Below are 16785 nucleotides of genomic sequence, written 5' to 3' on the forward strand. Positions count from 1 at the left end.
CAAAAGTAAAATAAACTGTTTACAATCAACCCTTCGGATTTGATAGCCGAAGGGTTTTTGACTGTTTCGAAAAACATGTACGTGCAAGAGAAGATGGAGCTTGAATAATATGGGCAGGGAGTTAAGTGTACTCTATGTCCACCTTCATGTACAATAATAGGAAACATGTTGCTATCTAGGAGGTTTACAGAGTTATGCCCGTGCGTCAAGAATCTGTGCAGATTGTATCTGCAATACGTTCTAATCTGGAATCATGCATATTAGGGAAATCCTTTGAAATAAAATTACTGCTTACGGCTATGCTGGCGGGTGGACACATTCTGATCGAGGACGTTCCGGGTACGGGGAAAACGCAAATGATCAAGGCTCTTGCTAAATCCATGCGTGGTGATTATCGCCGCGTTCAATGTAATCCTGATATTCTACCGAGCGATATTACAGGGGTATCTATATTTCATCCACGGGACGAGCGTTTTTATTTCCGTCCGGGTCCAGTTATGACTAACATTTTACTGGCAGACGAAATTAACCGGGCGACGACGAAAACCCAGTCAGCTCTGCTGGAGGTTATGGAAGAACGAAGTGTGACGGTGGATGGGGACACTCATATGTTGCCTCATCCTTTTATGCTGTGTGCCACTCAAAATCCAATTGATTTTGAAGGTACTTATATGCTGCCGGAAGCACAATTAGATCGTTTTATGCTCAAAATCAGCTTGGGCTATCCTGATTTGGAGACGGAGCGAAACATGCTGCTTCATCATCAGACGGGCCAGCCAGCAGACCGTCTGAAGGCTGTAGCACATATGGAACAGATTGCTGACATCCAGCAGGAAATCAGAGATATCTATATGGATGAAGCGGTGACGTCCTATTTACTCGATATTGTGCGTGCGACGAGAGAACATCCATCCGTGTTGCTGGGAGCTAGTCCACGCGCCGCACTTGCTTTTGTAATGGCTGCCAAGGCATACGCTTTTCAGGATAACCGTGACTATGTGCTGCCTGATGATGTGAAGGCGCTGGCACCTTATGTGCTGACGCACCGTTTGCTGCTTCGTCCCGAAGCACGCCTCGATAGCTCCAACGCCCAGTCCGTGCTGCAGTCTGTTCTCCGACAGGTTCATGTACCCGTACGAATGGAGCGTTCTTAGGGAATGAACATGGTCAAAAGGAAGCGCAGGCTTCCCCGGCTATCAGGTCGCATCTGGCTTATGTTGCTTATATGGGTGGTGTGCCTGCTTTATTTGTTGTTTCAGGGTGGCAAAACATCGGTCATGCTGTTGTCAATGGTTACGCTGTTAATCGTTTATCTGTGGATGGTTGGTCTGAGTGGAGTTCGTCGCGTTCAGGGCCATCGGCAGCTTTCGCAAGGCTCGAAGTTCGGGGAACTACTGCATGCGGGAGATCAGGTACACGTAAAGCTCAGTCTGAGCATTCCGGGCTTTCTTCCGTTACCCTATGTCATTGTTCGCGAGGTGCTCAAGCGGCATACGGGGGAATCCTGGTCGTTTGAAGACAGTGTCATCCCCAGTATGAAAGGGGGCGGCCAGCTTACATTTCAAACCCCTGCTTTAGAACGAGGAAGCTACTATTTTGAGGAAACCGAATGTGTGAGCGAGGACATCTTTGGCCTGTTGGAGCACAAGGGCAGGTTGAATGCACGTGGTGAATTTCGGGTGCTCCCCCGAACGGTATTTATCCCCTACTGGCAGATCAATGATCGCCGTTCAAGGATGTCTGGACCGCAGACCGTTCAAACTCGAACGCGTCGTGAAACGACACAAATCAACGGTGTGCGGGATTATGTATATGGAGATCGGTTTTCACGCATCCACTGGAATGCAACGGCTCGTACAGGTAGTTGGAAATCCAAGGAATTTGAGCATGAGACGGTTCCCAAAACGATGCTTGTGCTCGACGTACAAACAAAGCATTATGTAAACGCCGATCAGTTTGAGCTAGCTGTATCTTCTACCGCTTCATTGCTGGAATATGGTGGACGGGAGCGGATGGGGGTCGGACTGTGTACAGCTGGAGAGAAGGGGACTGTTTTTCAGCCAAGTGAGCAGACGATGGAACGACAACGAATGATGCATCACTTGGTAGACATTCACACTACTTCGCAGGGTAGCTTGATGACCGCTGTAGAGAGCTGTGTGCGCCAGTTTCCGCAAGGTTGCTATTTTATATTGATTAGTCCACTGAAGGATTATCAGGCGCTGGAGCTTCTCCGTTGGGCTGATACGCGGGGGATGACCCCGTGCCACGTCTATATCGGGGAAGGTTCTGCCGAGGGAGAAGCTGAAAAGTGGATGAGCATGCTTCGTGCAAGGGGAATTAAGGGCTACGATGTTGAGAGCCTCGAAGAGCTCCCGGCTGTAATGGGGGGAGGGACACAATGAAAACCTGGTTACAATCGTTAAAGAGCTCCTGGGCCCTCGCCTTTACTTTCTTGTGGATTATTATTATTGCCATGCAATGGGTGTCTTTTGCTTCCGAATTGTGGCTGGAAGAGACAAGAGCACTTGTACTGACGACCATTACAATGCTGGCGCTAGTGAAGATTTTACTACCATTCCGTCCATGGATTGAATTTATCGTTAAGGCGGTAACGCTGTTTTTTATTTTGTATCGGACATTAGTGTCTTACTCCATTATTATCCCCTTCGGTGGGGTAGCCAATCGTCTGGATCAATTTATATCTAACATGTCTCCTTATGTTTGGTTCTCCCTCATTGCTTGGCTAGTCATTGAAATGGTGCCGCTCATCGTTACAACGAAGCAGCGGATTCTAGTTTTTGTGGGCATCAATATCGCAGCTCTGGCGGTGCTTGATTCCTTCACACCAACTGTGCTGTGGGAGGAGGTTGCCTGGATCGTCTTTGCTGGTATGGGATGGCTAGTGACACAGCATTTGCAGTATTTTCGTCAGCATTATCCTCAAGGATGGAAGCATATTCGGCGTTATCCGTATAAAATTGCGGCCAATATTGCCGTCATTTTTGCGCTAATTATTATGGCAGGTGTGAATATGCCCGAGGTACAGCCTGCTTTGACGGACCCCTATACAGCGTGGACCCAGCGTATTAGCTCAACCACCGCCGGAACCACCAATGGATCTGGGGCGCTGAATCAGCGCATGAACACTGCATCGGGTTATAGTCGCCAGGATAATCGGTTGGGTGGAGGTTTTAATTTTGATTATTCGCCCGTTATGACTATCACAACTAATCAGCGAAGCTATTGGCGGGGAGAAACAAAACGAATCTATTCCGGTACAGGCTGGAGTGACGGTGGGAACGATGATCTAACGCCAAATGAGGTGCCGATGACCGCTGAGCTTGAAAACACACAAGAAACGCGGCATTCTACTGAACAAGTCGTGCAGACCGTTACAATGCAAAATGATCAGAGCTACCCGGTTCTGTTTGGTGCCTATTCGGTGCATCGTGTCCAATCGGTGGATAGAGATTCACGGGCAAACGGGTTGCGTTGGAACCCGCAACAGGCAGAACTTCTTTGGAATCCATCTTCACGAAGAACTGCTTATCCTAAAACGTATACCTTGGTATCTCATGTTCCTGTAATCCCTGAGAAAGAACTGCGTACAAAAAGTTTTAATGAGTTGTACGGAAAAAGCAAACAGGAAGCCTATTTGCAAATTCCAGACGAATTGCCGCAGCGGGTTCGTGATTTGGCTCGGAACGTAACGTCAACGGCCAAAACGCCGTATGAAAAAGTCGGATTGTTACAGCAGTATTTACAGCAAAATTATGCCTATACGAATAATCCGGATCTTTCGCGGAAAAGAAGCAGGGATTTCGTGGATGCCTTTCTGTTTGAGATTCGGGAGGGCTACTGCGATTATTATTCCACTTCATTAGTCATGATGGCTCGCTCCGTTGGGGTTCCAGCTCGTTGGGTCAAAGGGTATGCACCTGGCCAGCAGACATTTTCCGATGATGCAACAACGGGCGATGGTGACGAAAGTATGTCCTCTTACTCCGTGACAAATGCGGATGCTCACTCCTGGGCAGAAGTATACTTAGGCGAATATGGCTGGGTTCCGGTAGAAGCTACGCCCGGCTTTGATATGCCGTTACTCACAGAGCAGGAGGATACAAAGACTCCAGACGCCTCAGAGGTCAAAGATCAGCCAGAACCAGAGCAGCCTGAGCAGACCCCGCAGATGGATCCAGGGGAAGGATTTAAGATTCATCCTGTAATCATAGGCTCTGCTGTTGCCATTCTTCTGCTGTGGGTAGCTTATATCTTCTGGCGTAATCGGGCAGACATTCACTTTTACCTGCTGCGTTTACGGACAGGTAAGCCGCTGACCCCAGATGAAAAGGTGGTCGTCGAAACTGAACACTGGTTACGGTACATGCGAAGGAAAGGCTTTGTCCGTGCCAGTCATGAGACACTGAGGGAATCAGTCGACAGATGGTCACAAGAAGCACCGGAACGCGCTGCGATTTTACATCAGTTGCTAGGACGCTTTGAACAAGCGCGTTATAGTCCTTCGTCGGTAACCGCGGAGGATTGGCGTAGTGTTCGCCAGCAAGCCTCCCTATTGCAGAAGGGACCCTGGATGAAACGATGGGCTGGACGAAGAGCAAAGTCTGATCAGAAGGATGAAGGCTAGTCTGTTTTTACTTGGTTTGATGCCGCAATTTTTAATCTTAATCTATATGTTTAGTAAAAAGCTGTCCGTTTGATGCGGATAGCTTTTTACTAAGCCATAGTAATATGGTATAGTTTGTCGTATGAAACTGAGGTGACCGACGTTGTTTGAAATGCTGATGCCCAAATTACGGGTGAATACCGTCTTTGATATTGATCTTGAAGGCTTGTATGCTCGAGGATATCGCGGCATTATTACGGATCTGGATAACACGCTGGTTGGTGCAAAAGCGCCGAACGCAACTCCCGAGCTGGTGGCCTGGTTTGAAAAGGTCAAACAGGCGGGTTTTAAGCTTGTCATCGTGTCTAATAACAATATGGACCGTGTATCCGTGTTTGCTACGCCTTTGGACATTGAATTTATACATGCCGCCCGGAAGCCATCCAACTCGTCCTTTCGTAGAGCCATTCGTATGATGGGGCTTACTCCGGAAGAGACTATTATGGTCGGGGATCAAATGTTGACGGACGTGTTGGGAGGCAACCGAATGGGATTGCATACCGTTCTGGTACTACCGATATCCATTCATGATGAAGGAGTCATGACCCGATTTAATCGACGGTTGGAGCGAATCGCGCTCACAAGGTTACGTAAGAAAGGCTTATGGCTTGAGGAGGAAAAGAAGAATGACTGAAAGACCTGACGGCGGAACTGCCGTCAAATGTAGTGGCTGCGGTATTGTCATGCAGACCACTGGCCCGGACCTTCCGGGATATATTCCGGAAAAATTATTAACTCGCGAACCAGTCATCTGTCAGCGTTGCTTCCGGATCAAAAACTATAATGAAACGTCTTCGGTGACGGTAGATCAAGATGAATTTTTGAAGCTGCTTAGTCAGATTGGGGACAAGGATGCGCTCGTCATCCACATTGTAGATATTTTTGACTTTGAAGGCAGCTTGATTTCCGGTCTACAGCGTTTTGTAGGCTCGAATCCGGTTGTACTGGCAGTTAATAAGACCGATTTGTTGCCTAAGGTGACAAACTGGAACAAGGTACGTAACTGGGTACAAAAGCAAGCGAAGGAGCAAGGGCTACGCACGGAAGAAATCGTACTGTGCTCAGCTAAAAAAAATCAGGGCTTTGACCGTCTGCTGGATGTGGTATCTGAACTGCGTGGTAACCGCGATGTATATGTGGTCGGAGCCACAAATGTGGGTAAATCCACGCTCATTAACCGCTTGATTCGTGATTACAGCGATATGGAGCAGGAACTCACAACATCCCGTTACCCAGGAACTACACTCGATATGGTGAATATTCCGCTCGACGACGGCAAGCACATTATTGATACTCCGGGTATTGTGTACCCTTGGCGGTTCAGTGAAATCGTCTCCCGCCAGGACCTGAGCGCAATTATGCCGGACAAGCCGCTGAAGCCTGCTGCATATCAGCTTGATGCCGGACAAACATTGTTTTTCGGCGGTATGGCCCGATTTGATTTCGTAGATGGTCAGCACCAATCATTTACCTGCTACATTAACGGTGGTCTTAAAATACATCGTACGAAGCTGGAGCGAGCTGATCAGTTGTTCGCTGATCATGCCGGGGAGTTATTGTCTCCGCCAACACGTGATCAATTGGCAGAGATGCCGGAATGGACCAGACATGAGTTCCGTGTTCCACGCAAATCTCCATCGGACATCTATATATCCGGTTTGGGATGGATTAGGGTAAATAGCGAGAACGGAGCTCTGGTAGCGGTTCATGCTCCTCGGGGAGTCCGTGTGCTTTTGCGGCCTGCGTTGATTTAACAATGCTGTAACCAAGTGATAGGGCGGCAAGGAACACAACCTGGTTCCTGCCGCCATTCATGTATTTGAGCGGCCTAATATTTTGCAATATGGGGGAGAACAACGATGAGCAGCGGGGAGTCTGGAGCGATCGAACGAGATCTTGTACTATTGGGCGTATTGGGTGATCCGATCAAGCACTCCAAATCGCCCCTTATGCATAAAATAGCTTTACAGGCAGCGGGGATTGATGGAGATTTTGTACCTCTTCATGTCACACCGGATCAGCTGGAGGATGCCGTGAAGGGGATTCGTGCTTTGCATTTCCGCGGAGTCAATGTGACGATTCCCCATAAGGTTGAGATTATGAAATATCTGGATGAGATTGATGAAGGGGCCAGGCTCATTGGCGCTGTCAATACGATAGTGAATGACAATGGGCGGCTCAAGGGCTATAATACGGACGGAATTGGCTACGTGCGTTCCCTCAAAGAAGAGACTTCTGTCGAGTTAAAGGGTGCAAGAATTGCTGTTTTAGGAGCCGGTGGGGCTGCTCGGGGCGTGATTCATGCCCTGTTGGAGGAGCATCCTGAATCGGTCATTATTCTGAACCGAACACGTGACAAAGCTGAACAACTGGCATTGGAGTGGACGACAGAAGCAATTCCAGTAATGGGCTATTCCAACGAGGAAGCTAGGAATGTGCTTACGACAGTGGATGTGTTGATTAATACAACCTCGGTGGGAATGTCTCCTTTATCTGATGAGCTTCCAGTGGAAACGAGTCTGATTCCGGAAGGAATCATTGTGAGTGATTTGATCTATAACCCGCTGGAAACGAGACTTTTACGCGAAAGCCGTGAACAGCGCGGCTGCACTGTACATGGAGGTTTGGGCATGTTTGTGTACCAAGGGGCAGTGGCTTTTGAGTATTTTACGGGGGTGGCCCCTGCAGTAGACCAAATGAGAGCGGCTGTGCTGAGAAGCCTGTCGTAAATCGGATTATACATTAAAATTATGGAAATGCCGCATTGCATATGTGGCGACGAAGGGGTTAAATATACATGTTAACAGGTAAACAAAAAAGATATCTGCGCTCTATGGCGCATCATTTGGACCCAGTTTTTCAAGTAGGTAAAAACGGTACGAATGAGCATCTTATGCGTCACATCAATGATGCGATTGAAAAGCGTGAGCTGATGAAAGTACAAATTTTGAACAACTGTTTGGACGACAAACATGAAATTGCGGAAGAACTGGCAGCAGAGACGGGTTCCGAGCTTGTACAGCTTATTGGAAGCACCATTATTTTGTACAAGGAATCTCGTGATCATAAGCAAATCGAGTTGCCTAGAGGATAATACGCGGGGAGAAAATTATGAAAATCGGTATTATGGGTGGTACATTTGACCCGATTCATATTGGACATCTGCTGGCTGGAGAAGCGGCAAGAGATGCCTATGAGCTGGATCAAGTATGGTTTATGCCTTCTCATATTCCTCCGCACAAGCATCAAGCGGGGGCAAGCGGCAAGGAGCGTCTGGAGATGACAAGTGAAGCGGTGGCGGGTCATCCTGCTTTTGAAGTGCTGGATATTGAAGTGCTTCGCGGGGGGGTATCCTATACCATTGACACGATCAAGAAGCTTCAGGAGCTGCATCCTGCTGTAGATTTTTATTTTATTATTGGTGCGGATATGGTGAACTACTTGCCTCATTGGCAGGGAATTGAGGAATTGGCGCAGCGGATTTGTTTTATTGGGGTGCGGCGACCAGGCTTCCAGCTTGCGTTGGATGAGTTGCCACATTATTTGCAGGACAAGGTACTGCTGGCAGATATGCCAGTGGTGGACATTTCTTCGACGGATATACGGGAGCGTGCTGCAGAAGGCCGTACCATTCGTTATCTTGTGCCTGATCGTGTACATGACTATATTACAAGGGGCGGTTTGTATGAAGTACAGCCGTGAGCAGCTAATGGAAGCCGTATCTGGTCAGATGCCTGAAAAACGCTGGAAACACACGCTGGGTGTTATGCATACCTCTGTAGAGCTTGCAAAACGTTATGGGGCAGACCCGGATAAGGCGGAACTGGCGGCTATTTTGCATGATGTGGCGAAATATTGGCCTGTTCAACAGATGGAAGAAGTGATTCGTAACTATCCTGAATGTGATCAGGAGCTATTGGAGCATGATAAGCAGCTCTGGCATTCAGAGGTAGGGTACTGCGTTGCAGCAAGAGATTACGGAGTGGATGATCCGGAAATAAGGAACGCAATCCGCTGGCATACATCAGGACGTGTAGGTATGAGCCTGCTGGACAAAGTCGTGTGTTTGGCTGATTACATCGAACCAGGGCGGGATTTCCCCGGGGTTGAACATATCCGCAAACAGGCAAAGAAAAGTTTGGAGCAGGGCCTTATTGCTGGATTTGACTCTACAATTTCATTGTTGCTGGAAAAGCAAAAGGTTATTTTTCCGCTGACGGTCTTGTCGCGCAATGACTTGATTCAACAGCTAAAACAGAAAAAAACGGAGGTTCATGAATGACCCTAACGAATGAGAAATTAATGCAAACGGCGGTTGAGGCCGCTAATGATAAAAAGGCAATGAATATTGTCGCATTGGATTTGCGTGGAGTATCGCTAGTCGCGGATTATTTTGTAATCTGCCACGGTAATTCGGATACACAAGTACAGGCGATTGTAACCGAAATTCGCAAACGCGCTCATGATGAAGGTGTAGCCATCAAAGGGATCGAAGGAATGGATTCTGCTCGCTGGGTTCTAATGGATTTGGGAGATGTTGTAGTGCATGTCTTCCATCGCGACGAACGCGAATATTACAACATTGAACGACTCTGGTCGGATGCTAAGGTTGTGGAGAAGGTATGAGTTTGATCGCTGGTACTTATGTCACCATTATGGTGGATCGTGAAGTATCGCCTTTCGGCTACTTCCTTACCGTCGGCGAGCAGGATGTGTTGCTGCATTATACGGAGCTGACTCGTGAAATCGAGGTGGGTGAACGGCTGGAGGTATTTATCTTCCACGATACAGAGGACCGTTTGGCTGCAACTATGAAAAAACCGTTCTTGTCTTTGGGAGAAATGGCAAAGCTCGAGGTGGCCGATGTGCATCCGCGTTTGGGATGTTTCCTGGAGATGGGACTGGGTCGTCAACTTTTGCTGCCGATTCGTGAGTTGCCAGAAAACCGGGATCTGCATCCTCGTGTGGGTGACTACGTGTATGCCATTATGGAGCATGACAAACAAGGCAGACTGCGAGCTAAGCTGGCAGGGGAGCAGGAACTGGCTCCATTGTGCTTCCATGCTCCTAGTTCGTGGCTTAATACATGGGTGCAGGCGACGGTGTACAAGCCGCTTCAGATGGGCACATTCGTCCTGGTGGACGGGGGTGTGCTTGGTTTTGGTGCAATAGGGATGATTCATTCCTCGGAACGTAACCGTATGCTTCGCTTGGGCGAGGAGGTTAAGGTACGGGTCACGCTTGTTCGCGAAGATGGTCGGGTCAATCTGGCGATGTCGCCACGCAAGGAAGTAGGCCGTGATGAGGATGCAGATCGGTTAATTGCATTTCTGAAGGAACGTCCGGGTGGCGGCATGCCATATTCTGACGCAACGCCGCCGGATATTATCAAACAACGGTTTGGTATCAGTAAATCCGCCTTCAAGCGTGCGATGGGCAAGCTGATGAAGGAAGGACTGGTTACACAAAAAGAAAACTGGACCTACCTGGTGGAGACAATGCCTAAACCAAAGGACGGGAATGGGGAATAAAAGATGGCTTCTTACCGCAAGTTTGCCTATGTGTATGATGAGCTAATGCAGGACATGCCGTACCCGGACTGGTTGCGCTTTGCACGGCAGGCTTGGGATCGATACGGTATGCCACATACAGTGGCCGAGCTGGGCTGCGGAACGGGCTCAATTACGATTCCACTGGTTAACTCGGGCTTCGAGGTGGCTGGCATCGATTTATCCTCTGACATGCTGGCAGTAGCCCGTCGCAAAATGGAAACCACTCCTCAAGGACAGCGATTGTTTCGTGAGGGAAGCGTTCGCTGGATACAGCAGGATATGCGAGAATGGATTTTACCGGAGCCCGTGGATTCTGTCATTTCTTTTTGCGATTGCCTGAATTATTTACTTGAGGAAGAAGATATCATTTCTACTTTTCGCAGAACGTATGCTGGTCTGAAGCCTGGTGGAACCTTTCTGTTTGATGTACATCACCCCCAGACATTTTTGCGTTATGATGAAGAACAACCATTCGTACTGGATGAACGCTCTATTTCGTATATCTGGACATGCGCATTGGACACTCCCCGTTGTGAAATTGAGCATCATCTCAGTATCTTTGCGAAAGCAGAACATGAAGGACGCGATCTGTACCAGCGTTTTGAGGAAATTCATGTACAGCGTGCTTATGATCCAGCCTGGATGAAGGCAGAATTGTCCAAAGTGGGTTTTCGTGATGTGAAGGTATATGCAGATTTTGAATGGGTAGAAGCAGCAGATGACGCGGCGAGACTTTTTTATGTCGCTGTAAAATAGCTAGGATTCATTGAGCTAATATAGAAAAAGAAAGACGCTTTTCATGAAGTCATGAAGGGCGTCTTTTTGCTCTCATATATTCACTTTATAGTTCAGCTGAAGTTCATCACCCGGTACACCCCGAATGCCCCAATTCTGTTTCGGGGTTTCAAATATAGTAATTTCAAGATCCTGTGGAGAAATACCCAAAAGATCGTTAATTCTTTGAAATAACAGATTGATGAGTTGCTTCTTAGCTTCTGTCGTTCTGCCTTCGAAGATACTGATTTCAATAATGGTGTATGCGTCGGAGCGACCATCTGCATATATAAAATCTTCATGATTCATAGGGAAAAAACGATGAAACCTCTTGTCTGGAGGATAATTGAACGCATCCACCACGGCAGAGTGAATCACCTCTGAAAGTTGCTTTTTAATCGGATTTAGCTTCTCTTTTGTCCCGAAAATTTTAATCTGTGCCATGTCTCCACTCACCTTTCTAATCTCATCTCAACTTGAACCATTGCAACTTGGAGTTATTATAAAACATTCGTATTCATGTGTCATGGACAACTAGTATGAAGATGGCGCTTCGTATCAAATGTAGCCCTTATTTGACTTTTTTCGCGGTTTTCAATATAATAGTGCCATTATTAACGGTTAAATAATCGCTGATGAGGAATAGTAGTTTTGTCTGGACATGTAGAGAGCCGGCGGGTGGTGCAAGCCGGTTGACAGTGCAAAGCGAACTCACCTCGGAGATATGCGTCCAACGCAGGAAAGCACCTATATAGGTGTCAGTATCCTGTTATTAATACGCATCGGATCACCTCCGTTATCAGGTGCAAAGGGAGTAGAATGCGAAGAACGCTTTCTGCTAACTAGGGTGGTACCACGGGAATATAACCTCTCGTCCCTAGCGCTGACACGCTACGGGATGCAGAGGTTTTTTTGTTGCATACCGTTTGAGGAGGAAAAGACAATGACAGACACACAGCCGAAGCACGGCTATCAACCGCAAAGTATTGAACCAAAATGGCAGAAATATTGGGATGAGAACAAAACGTTCCGCACTGGGGAAGAACCGGGTAAACCGAAGTTTTATGCTTTGGATATGTTTCCGTATCCGTCTGGAGCTGGTCTGCATGTAGGCCACCCGGAGGGATATACAGCTACAGATATTGTTTCACGTTATAAAAGAATGCGTGGCTACAACGTACTGCATCCGATGGGTTGGGACGCCTTTGGTCTGCCTGCCGAACAGCATGCGCTGGATACAGGCGAGCACCCACGCGAAATTACGGTGAAGAACGTAAATAACTTCCGCCGTCAAATCAAATCACTTGGCTTTTCATATGACTGGGATCGTGAAATCAGCACAACTGATCCTGATTATTACAAATGGACACAGTGGATTTTCATCCAGCTGTACAAGCGTGGCCTCGCTTATGTAGCTGAAGTGCCCGTGAACTGGTGCCCAGCACTGGGAACGGTACTGGCGAATGAAGAAGTAATTGATGGTAAGAGTGAGCGTGGCGGTCATCCGGTTATCCGCAAACCCATGCGTCAATGGATGCTGAAAATTACGGAATACGCCGATCGTTTGCTTGACGATCTGGAGGAACTGGACTGGTCCGAAAGCATTAAGGATATGCAGCGGAACTGGATTGGTAAGTCTACCGGGGCAGAGGTTCATTTTCCAATTGAAGGCTATGACGAACAACTCACAGTATTTACAACCCGTCCAGATACATTGTTCGGTGCAAGCTACTGTGTGCTGGCCCCAGAGCAGGAATTGGTGGATATGATCACTACACCTGAGCAAAAGGACGCTGTACAACAGTATCGTGAACAAGCTGCTCGGAAAAGTGACCTGGAGCGTACGGATCTGGCCAAAGATAAAACAGGCGTATTCACAGGAGCTTATGCAGTGAACCCGGTGAACGGCGAAAAGCTGCCAATCTGGATTGCCGACTATGTACTGGCAGGCTACGGAACAGGTGCAATTATGGCAGTACCGGGCCATGATACACGTGACTGGGAATTTGCCAAGAAGTTCGGATTGAAAATCACTGAGGTCGTTCAAGGTGGAGACGTGGACAAAGAGCCATACACCGAGGATGGTCCGCATGTCAATTCAGGCCTGCTGAATGGACTGACCAATGAGGAAGCTATTCCGAAAATGATTGAATGGCTCGAAGCTGAGGGTAAGGGGCAGGGCAAAGTAACCTATCGTCTGCGTGACTGGCTGTTCAGCCGCCAACGTTATTGGGGCGAGCCGATTCCAGTAATTCATCTAGAAGATGGAACGATTAAAACAGTTCCTGAGGATCAACTGCCGCTCGTACTGCCAGAGATGGACAATATCAAGCCTTCAGGTACAGGTGAATCCCCACTGGCGAATGCGACAGATTGGGTAGAAACCGTTGATCCTGAAACAGGTATGAAAGCACGTCGCGAGACAAATACGATGCCGCAATGGGCAGGAAGCTGCTGGTACTACCTGCGCTTTATTGATCCAAAAAATGATAAAGAGCTTGTGTCCAAAGAGAAACAGCGCGAATGGATGCCTGTTGACCTGTATATTGGCGGAGCGGAACATGCGGTTCTTCACTTGCTGTATGCCCGTTTCTGGCACAAGGTGCTGTATGATATCGGCGTAGTGGAAACGAAAGAGCCTTTCTATAAGCTGGTCAACCAGGGTATGATTCTAGGCAACAATAATGAAAAAATGAGTAAATCACGCGGTAATGTCATCAATCCAGATGATATTGTTAATACGTTTGGCGCCGATACGCTGCGTATTTATGAGATGTTTATGGGGCCGCTGGAAGCGACCAAGCCATGGAATGAGAATGGGGTAGAGGGAGCGCATCGTTTTCTGTCCCGCGTATGGCGCCTGTTTGTTTCCGAGGATGGTAGCCTGAACGAAAAAATTAAAAATGACGGCGGTAGCGACGAGTTCAAACGGACCTGGCATAAAACGCTGAAAAAGGTAACCGAGGACCTGGATGCATTGCGTTTCAATACAGCGATCAGCCAGCTGATGATCTTCACCAATGATGCATACAAAGCAGACCTTCTGCCGCGTGCAGCGATGGAAAACTTCGTGCAAATGTTGTCGCCGCTTGCACCGCATCTAGCCGAGGAACTGTGGCAGCTGCTGGGACACAACGAGAGCATTACCTACGCGGCTTGGCCTGCCTATGATGAAGCATGGACGGTAGACGCTGAAGTGGAAATTGTCATTCAGATGAATGGTAAAATCGTACAGCGTGCAACGATTGCCAAAGACCTTGATGCCAAAGCGATGGAAACTTTTGCATTGTCGCTGGACAGCGTTCAGGAAGCACTGGCTGGTAAAACGGTTCGCAAGGTAATTGCTGTTCCGGGTAAGCTGGTTAATATTGTTGCCGGTTAATCGGCTTTAAGCCGAAGGAGGCATCTATCTTTTGCATGTCCTCTTCATACTTGTTGTGCGTGACCCGTATTAGCTCAGGGAAGACACTATGCAGGCTGATGTCTAACAACGCAAGAGCTTCAGCGGTTATACCTCCGGGAACCGCTACTCTTGCTTGTAACTCGGCTGGTGTCATCCCGCCTTCCGTGAGCAGCTTTCCAGTGCCGATGATCATTTCACCGGCCAATGCGCATAGTTCTGTACGGTCTATACCCGTAGCTTGAACTGCGGCTTGAATCCATTGGTCCATAAAAAAGGCCAAGAAAGCAGGGCCGCAGCTCGAAAAATCCGATGTGATCCGTGTATGAGACTCTTTAACCCGAATTGGCCTGCTGATGTGGGACATAAGCTCTTCCAGAAGGGAGCGATCCTCCTCTGTAATCCGGTTTCCATGGATGCACAGTGAGGCTCCGCTTCCAATCTGGTGAGTGATACTCGGAATAATTTTGGACACCTTGGCTTTCAGTGCATGCTCTAAAATACGGATCTGTACTGGACTTGTGATAGAAACGACGATCTGCTCTTCTGTAATGACGTTGCGTATTTCATCCGTTACGGTTTTTGATTCCAGCGGCTTCACGCAGATAAATAGGACATCGCTTTCCGCTGCCGTCTCACGGTTGCTTTGGGCTGCATGCAAACCTGGATAACGACGGGCTAGCTCTGTTACCTTGGAATACGTTCGGTTGCTTGCTAATATTTGCTGCGGTTTGAGTGCGTCCGAATGAATAAAAGATTCGATTAGCAGACTTCCCATGCTGCCAGTCCCGATAAATCCAACTTTCATTGTTCAACGTCCTCCTTTCATACTTTGCGGTATAGACGCTGTGCTGTCATTCTTCTTAGTGTATGCACTTGGTCTTGGCCGACATGACGAATTTTATGTCTGAGCACATTAGATCGTGCCTGGGGTCGTACCACCCTTGTGTATAAATACTCACAGCGATACCGTATGGAGGTGTTTACAACCTCCGGTTTGACGGGAATTGAACAGACTTGCTCTGTTTAATTGAGACGGTGTTTTCAGTCGGCTCAAAATTCTCGAAATCCATGTGGAGTAGGGGACGATACGAAAAATGAAACGCGTATGGACAGGAACGGCAATAACGCTTGCTGTAATCGGGAGTGGACTTATTTTGTTTGCTGGAGGGCAGCGAACTGAGCCACAAGAAGAGTGGAGTTTGCTTAACCATAAGGTGGAGCAGGCTTTGGCGATAGAGTCGCAGCCAATTGAGTCACAGCGCAGCAGTGAGTATGCCGAAGGAAAGCATGCTGTAAAAGAGGCTTCAGACCAAGCTGAACGCAGTGCGAATGACGAAGCTGTTGACAATGTGAAGCATAATACTAAGCAGAGTTCTACGGGTGTATCTGCTGATTTAAGTGAAAACTCTGAACACTCCATGGCGGGGAATTCAAGTACCGTAAAGCAGTCAGATGTTGCGGATTCGAGATCAGACACAGCTGTTGCCAGTTCGAATGCTGCAACGACGAGTAGGACAAATACGGTGAATGATTCGGCTATTCCATCCATTTCCGGTGAAAAAAAGGTGAACATTAACACAGCGACTGCTGCCGAGTTAATGGAGCTGCCGGGAGTTGGGGCTAAAAAGGCCGAGGCTATTTTGAACTATCGTAATCAGCACGGGCTGTTCAAACGTGTGAACGATTTGGATCATGTAAAGGGAATCGGAGCTAAAATGTTAGCGAAAATGAAGCCGTATGTTAGCTTATAACTTATTTAAGTTTACGGTGTAGGCTTTGAGAGTGGCTGTAACGGATATGTTTTACGTTTAACTTGTTTATACGGGAGAGATGGAAATGAGTGCAGATGTACGCAAGGACTGGGACACCTATTTCATGGATATCGCTTATATGGTATCCACCCGTTCGCGCTGCTCGCGGCGTCATGTTGGAGCCGTACTTGTGCAAGGTAAGAAGCTATTGGGGACGGCCTATAATGGAGCACCATCCGGGGTGCCTGACTGTTCTGAGGCAGGCTGTATGATCTCGGAGGAATATGAGGTCGTTCACCGTGATGGACGGGAGGAAATGGTTAAGAAGCAGCGTTGTATTCGCACTATTCATGCGGAGCAGAACCTGCTGCTGTTTACTGACCGGATTGACCGTGAAGGCTCCTCAGTATATGTCACCGACCAGCCGTGCTGGACGTGTGCCAATATGCTGGCGAACAGCGGCATTGTGGAGATTGTATATCACCGACCTTATCCAAAAGATGCCGACAAGGTTCGAGCTATGATGGAGGAAAAGGGAATCGCCTTTCGCATGCTGGAGACTTATCATCCACCGCAGGAAACGCTGATGGATGTTAAGGATTAAATAATAACGAGGAA

At 48.0% G+C, this 16785-nt stretch carries 17 protein-coding genes and 1 other annotated feature; of the genes, 15 read left to right on the plus strand and 2 right to left on the minus strand.

What is annotated here, in order from left to right; genetic code table 11:
• The first annotated feature begins 194 nt into the window (after positions 1-194).
• The 12 genes from ACXHJ2_RS06295 (at position 195) to ACXHJ2_RS06350 (ending at position 10995) form a co-directional block, all read left to right on the plus strand.
• Positions 195-1154, plus strand: coding sequence for an AAA family ATPase (locus ACXHJ2_RS06295; protein ID WP_165079554.1), 960 nt, complete (start codon positions 195-197; stop codon positions 1152-1154).
• 3 nt (positions 1155-1157) lie between these two features.
• A complete protein-coding gene (locus ACXHJ2_RS06300; RefSeq protein ID WP_165079555.1) occupies positions 1158-2405 on the plus strand; it encodes a DUF58 domain-containing protein in 1248 nt (415 codons plus the stop codon).
• Positions 2402-4648, plus strand: coding sequence for a transglutaminase domain-containing protein (locus ACXHJ2_RS06305; protein WP_165079556.1), 2247 nt, complete (start codon positions 2402-2404; stop codon positions 4646-4648). The genes ACXHJ2_RS06300 and ACXHJ2_RS06305 overlap by 4 nt, the downstream gene beginning before the upstream one ends.
• 142 nt (positions 4649-4790) lie before the next feature.
• Entirely contained in the window at positions 4791-5321 is a 531-nt protein-coding gene (locus ACXHJ2_RS06310) for a YqeG family HAD IIIA-type phosphatase (protein WP_165079557.1), read from the plus strand.
• Positions 5314-6441, plus strand: coding sequence for a ribosome biogenesis GTPase YqeH (gene yqeH, locus ACXHJ2_RS06315; RefSeq protein ID WP_013372204.1), 1128 nt, complete (start codon positions 5314-5316; stop codon positions 6439-6441). The genes ACXHJ2_RS06310 and yqeH overlap by 8 nt, the downstream gene beginning before the upstream one ends.
• 105 nt (positions 6442-6546) lie before the next feature.
• Positions 6547-7416 carry a shikimate dehydrogenase gene (gene aroE / locus ACXHJ2_RS06320; RefSeq protein WP_025675591.1) on the plus strand — a complete coding sequence of 290 codons (870 nt, stop codon included), beginning with the start codon at positions 6547-6549 and terminating at the stop codon, positions 7414-7416.
• Positions 7417-7484: 68 nt separating this feature from the next.
• Entirely contained in the window at positions 7485-7781 is a 297-nt protein-coding gene (gene yhbY, locus ACXHJ2_RS06325; RefSeq protein WP_013372202.1) for a ribosome assembly RNA-binding protein YhbY, read from the plus strand.
• A gap of 17 nt (positions 7782-7798) precedes the next feature.
• Complete coding sequence (nadD, locus tag ACXHJ2_RS06330) at positions 7799-8389, plus strand: nicotinate-nucleotide adenylyltransferase (RefSeq protein ID WP_013372201.1); 591 nt, start codon at positions 7799-7801, stop codon at positions 8387-8389.
• Positions 8373-8969: a bis(5'-nucleosyl)-tetraphosphatase (symmetrical) YqeK gene (gene yqeK, locus ACXHJ2_RS06335; RefSeq protein WP_013372200.1), complete on the plus strand. Its 597-nt coding sequence runs from the start codon at positions 8373-8375 to the stop codon at positions 8967-8969. The genes nadD and yqeK overlap by 17 nt, the downstream gene beginning before the upstream one ends.
• Positions 8966-9313, plus strand: a complete 348-nt coding sequence (gene rsfS / locus ACXHJ2_RS06340) for a ribosome silencing factor (protein ID WP_013372199.1) — start codon at positions 8966-8968, stop codon at positions 9311-9313. Before yqeK ends, rsfS begins: the two co-directional genes overlap by 4 nt.
• Positions 9310-10218, plus strand: a complete 909-nt coding sequence (locus tag ACXHJ2_RS06345) for a CvfB family protein (RefSeq protein WP_013372198.1) — start codon at positions 9310-9312, stop codon at positions 10216-10218. The genes rsfS and ACXHJ2_RS06345 overlap by 4 nt, the downstream gene beginning before the upstream one ends.
• Before the next feature lie 3 nt (positions 10219-10221).
• Positions 10222-10995 carry a class I SAM-dependent DNA methyltransferase gene (locus tag ACXHJ2_RS06350; protein WP_031461818.1) on the plus strand — a complete coding sequence of 258 codons (774 nt, stop codon included), beginning with the start codon at positions 10222-10224 and terminating at the stop codon, positions 10993-10995.
• A 72-nt stretch (positions 10996-11067) separates the two neighbouring features.
• Here the strand turns inward: ACXHJ2_RS06350 and ACXHJ2_RS06355 are convergent, their stop codons facing one another.
• Complete coding sequence (locus ACXHJ2_RS06355) at positions 11068-11457, minus strand: tautomerase family protein (RefSeq protein WP_031461817.1); 390 nt, start codon at positions 11455-11457, stop codon at positions 11068-11070.
• A gap of 179 nt (positions 11458-11636) precedes the next feature.
• Positions 11637-11895: a binding site (T-box leader), on the plus strand.
• Between the two features lie 61 nt (positions 11896-11956).
• Between ACXHJ2_RS06355 and leuS the strand changes: the two genes are divergently transcribed.
• On the plus strand, positions 11957-14395 hold the full coding sequence (gene leuS, locus ACXHJ2_RS06360; RefSeq protein WP_016821632.1) for a leucine--tRNA ligase: 2439 nt from the start codon (positions 11957-11959) through the stop codon (positions 14393-14395).
• On the opposite strand, the gene comER is transcribed toward leuS, so the two are convergent.
• On the minus strand, positions 14376-15221 hold the full coding sequence (gene comER / locus ACXHJ2_RS06365) for a late competence protein ComER (protein WP_025365377.1): 846 nt from the start codon (positions 15219-15221) through the stop codon (positions 14376-14378). The genes leuS and comER overlap by 20 nt on opposite strands.
• A 289-nt stretch (positions 15222-15510) precedes the next feature.
• Between comER and ACXHJ2_RS06370 the strand changes: the two genes are divergently transcribed.
• On the plus strand, positions 15511-16167 hold the full coding sequence (locus ACXHJ2_RS06370; RefSeq protein ID WP_025365376.1) for a ComEA family DNA-binding protein: 657 nt from the start codon (positions 15511-15513) through the stop codon (positions 16165-16167).
• 85 nt (positions 16168-16252) lie between these two features.
• Positions 16253-16771 (plus strand): deoxycytidylate deaminase, encoded by a 519-nt coding sequence (locus ACXHJ2_RS06375; RefSeq protein ID WP_016821629.1) that lies wholly within the window; start codon positions 16253-16255, stop codon positions 16769-16771.
• Positions 16772-16785: the final 14 nt, after the last annotated feature.

The organism is Paenibacillus sp. ALE3, assembly GCF_054113405.1.

What these genes read in the sequence shown, in the direction of transcription:
- yqeH (WP_013372204.1), top strand. Translation starts at nt 5,314, where the DNA reads ATGACTGAAAGACCTGACGGCGGAACTGCCGTCAAATGTAGTGGCTGC.
- ACXHJ2_RS06375 (WP_016821629.1), top strand. Translation starts at nt 16,253, where the DNA reads ATGAGTGCAGATGTACGCAAGGACTGGGACACCTATTTCATGGATATC.
- yqeK (WP_013372200.1), top strand. Translation starts at nt 8,373, where the DNA reads ATGAAGTACAGCCGTGAGCAGCTAATGGAAGCCGTATCTGGTCAGATG.
- rsfS (WP_013372199.1), top strand. Translation starts at nt 8,966, where the DNA reads ATGACCCTAACGAATGAGAAATTAATGCAAACGGCGGTTGAGGCCGCT.
- aroE (WP_025675591.1), top strand. Translation starts at nt 6,547, where the DNA reads ATGAGCAGCGGGGAGTCTGGAGCGATCGAACGAGATCTTGTACTATTG.
- ACXHJ2_RS06350 (WP_031461818.1), top strand. Translation starts at nt 10,222, where the DNA reads ATGGCTTCTTACCGCAAGTTTGCCTATGTGTATGATGAGCTAATGCAG.
- ACXHJ2_RS06355 (WP_031461817.1), bottom strand. Translation starts at nt 11,457, where the DNA reads ATGGCACAGATTAAAATTTTCGGGACAAAAGAGAAGCTAAATCCGATT.
- comER (WP_025365377.1), bottom strand. Translation starts at nt 15,221, where the DNA reads ATGAAAGTTGGATTTATCGGGACTGGCAGCATGGGAAGTCTGCTAATC.
- nadD (WP_013372201.1), top strand. Translation starts at nt 7,799, where the DNA reads ATGAAAATCGGTATTATGGGTGGTACATTTGACCCGATTCATATTGGA.
- ACXHJ2_RS06345 (WP_013372198.1), top strand. Translation starts at nt 9,310, where the DNA reads ATGAGTTTGATCGCTGGTACTTATGTCACCATTATGGTGGATCGTGAA.
- ACXHJ2_RS06305 (WP_165079556.1), top strand. Translation starts at nt 2,402, where the DNA reads ATGAAAACCTGGTTACAATCGTTAAAGAGCTCCTGGGCCCTCGCCTTT.
- yhbY (WP_013372202.1), top strand. Translation starts at nt 7,485, where the DNA reads ATGTTAACAGGTAAACAAAAAAGATATCTGCGCTCTATGGCGCATCAT.
- ACXHJ2_RS06295 (WP_165079554.1), top strand. Translation starts at nt 195, where the DNA reads ATGCCCGTGCGTCAAGAATCTGTGCAGATTGTATCTGCAATACGTTCT.
- ACXHJ2_RS06300 (WP_165079555.1), top strand. Translation starts at nt 1,158, where the DNA reads ATGAACATGGTCAAAAGGAAGCGCAGGCTTCCCCGGCTATCAGGTCGC.
- leuS (WP_016821632.1), top strand. Translation starts at nt 11,957, where the DNA reads ATGACAGACACACAGCCGAAGCACGGCTATCAACCGCAAAGTATTGAA.
- ACXHJ2_RS06370 (WP_025365376.1), top strand. Translation starts at nt 15,511, where the DNA reads ATGAAACGCGTATGGACAGGAACGGCAATAACGCTTGCTGTAATCGGG.